Below are 2,390 nucleotides of genomic sequence, written 5' to 3' on the forward strand. Positions count from 1 at the left end.
TCGGCCTCTTCCGTAAAAGTAGCCGCCTCCGGCTTAACCCTGCGGTCATGGAGCCGGCTCAGGTCGACCACCGTGGCATCCGCCCATTGCTTGCCGTCATGCCAGACTTGAATGCGGGAGAGGTCAAACGGATCATACCGCAGCAGCACGCGTTCGCCGCACAACTCAAGATCTACCTCATAGATGTTGCCATCCAGACTAATACAGCCGGTTTTATCTACCTTGCGGGTCTCTTCCCACAGGAATATTTCTGTTAGTTCCGCAAGCGTTTTTCGCCGCGGTACCCTTTTACTTAACGCAGCCCGCACTTTCGGTGATTGCTTGGTGGAACCATGGACGCGTTCATGGTAGTATCCGTCAATCCAGGATGTCAGAGCCTGGTTCAATTGTTCCAGGGTGGTAATGCGCCCCTCTTGGATCTGCTGGTACGCTTCTGGTTTAAAGCTGGTATCCACAAACTTGAACATGCGTTCTATTTTGCCGCGTCCTTGAGGACGATATGGACGGCTGTGTGACAGATGGATACCTAGCTTGCCGCAAATGCGCGCCAGATGCTGCGATGAGAAGGCAGATCCGTTATCGCAATAAAATTTTTCGGGGATTCCATGCCGCAAAATGGCCTTTTTCAGGCTGTCCTCCATGCGTGGCAACTTTTCGTCCCAGTAAAACTGCGCATGGACAATGAGGCGGCTGTAATCATCCAGAATAGCGAACAGGATCGCTTTTTTCCGCTTTTTCGGGTCTTTAGGATCCGGCAAATACAGGGTGTGCTGGAAATCGAACTGCCAGAGCACATGCACATCTTCGGCCTCGAAACGCCGGTGTCCGTGACTTCCCGTGCCATCTTTCAGCAGATCCTTGCGGCTGACACCTGCTTTTTTTAGATGGCGTGCCAGCGTGCTGGCTGCAATCTGGCCGGGTCCTACCGCGCCACCTTCTTCGAGGATGAAGATAATCTGCTCGACGCTGCGTTCAGGCCGTTGTCGTCTCAACCGGATCGCTTCCTGCAGCACCGCTGGCGGAATCCGGAGATTCGTTTTCTTTGTTCGGCCTTTGGGCTTGAGGCCGTCCCATTCGCCCTTGCGGTATTGGGAGAGATACCGTTCGAGCGTACGCATGCTTACTTTCGTTTTGGTGCTGCCGGGAATGTGGTACGTTTGGCTGGCTGTGCGCTCCAAGTAGGCCTTGAGCTCGCCGGGGGCCATCGGGGTCTGCCTGCTGACGATGGGAGCAATCAGGCTGTAGCGAAACGCGGCTATTTGTTCGGATAAAGATGGGTCCATAACTGGTAAACCTCCTCACAAAATGGAATAAGATGGGTAATGTCCCTCGTGTTCCATTATGAGGCGCCGTTGGCTTATCCGACAGGACAGGCTTTGTGGTATTTTATCCGTGCTCCGTCACCGCCAGTGAGAGGCAGAGGCGGTTTACGCCCATGAGAAAACGGATTGGCCTGAAGATGGGAAGTTGCCTGCGGACGGTTTCCCAGCAAGAACGCAAGCCAGTCCACAGGGACGGCGAACGGGGAAGCGTCAGATGCGGCACGTGCGCGATCAGCCATGCCCATAACCCGGATTCAAGCTGCGCCAGACGTTTGGCCCATCCCCGGACCAAGCGCCCGATCGTCTTTTCGGAACAAGGGCCACCGGGAAGTGTATCCGTTTCCTCCGCGACGGCTTCCAGCGTAGTTCCGTTCTCAATGGAATTGATAAGTTCCTCTTGCAAATCCAATGTCATTCGCTGGTACGGTTCGAGGAAGATGGGGATAACGGAGTGAACATAGCCGCAAACCGGACAGCGAAAACGAAAGATTGATATACGTGCGTTCTGGGAAGGTGTACAGGCAGATCGCTCAAATTGACTGTGCCGGTGTGGCATTCGTTCGCGCTGGTGGCATTTCGGGCATTCCTGAGGACGGTCTTCCTCGGGAATTCCATGCGTACCCACCAAACGGATATAGTGCTCCAGGTCCTGATGCCAAAGCGGTATGGTCGATTTTAGTCCCCCCTCCTGTTCCGTCAATGGCGAACAGGAAGAAAGAGTTCCGCCGCACCAGGGACAGCGGTAACGACCGCTTCGCATTCGGATGGTGTCGCTCTCCCCTCGTATAAGTCCGCCATGGCGACGCAGGAGTCTTACGCTTAGGTTGCAGGGGAATCCAAGAAATGACTCATCCGGTATCGTGATACTCAACAAAGAATTTTGGGGCTTTACATTCTGCTTCTTTTCCGTTAACATTTTCAATAGGCGAAAGCCGTATCGGAAAAGGAAGACGGGGTTGCAGCCCTTAACGTCTTCCTTATTTATTTTGTCGGTCTCGCTGCTCCTGACATAATGATTGTCGGCGCAACCTCCGGCTGCACACGTCAATTATTGTCTCAGATTACCGC

General features: G+C 53.8%; 2 protein-coding genes. Both read right to left on the reverse strand.

The window, feature by feature from the left end:
* Positions 1 to 1,283: DDE-type integrase/transposase/recombinase (locus L7E55_RS17435; RefSeq protein WP_277445634.1), on the reverse strand; the 1,283-nt coding region annotated here is incomplete at its 3' end.
* A gap of 103 nt (positions 1,284 to 1,386) precedes the next feature.
* The gene (locus tag L7E55_RS17440) at positions 1,387 to 2,370 is read right to left on the reverse strand and encodes a DUF6431 domain-containing protein (RefSeq protein WP_277445635.1); all 984 of its coding nucleotides are present in this window, start codon (positions 2,368 to 2,370) and stop codon (positions 1,387 to 1,389) included.
* Positions 2,371 to 2,390: the final 20 nt, after the last annotated feature.

It is taken from the genome of Pelotomaculum isophthalicicum JI (genome assembly GCF_029478095.1).
Lineage (GTDB): Bacteria > Bacillota > Desulfotomaculia > Desulfotomaculales > Pelotomaculaceae > Pelotomaculum_D > Pelotomaculum_D isophthalicicum.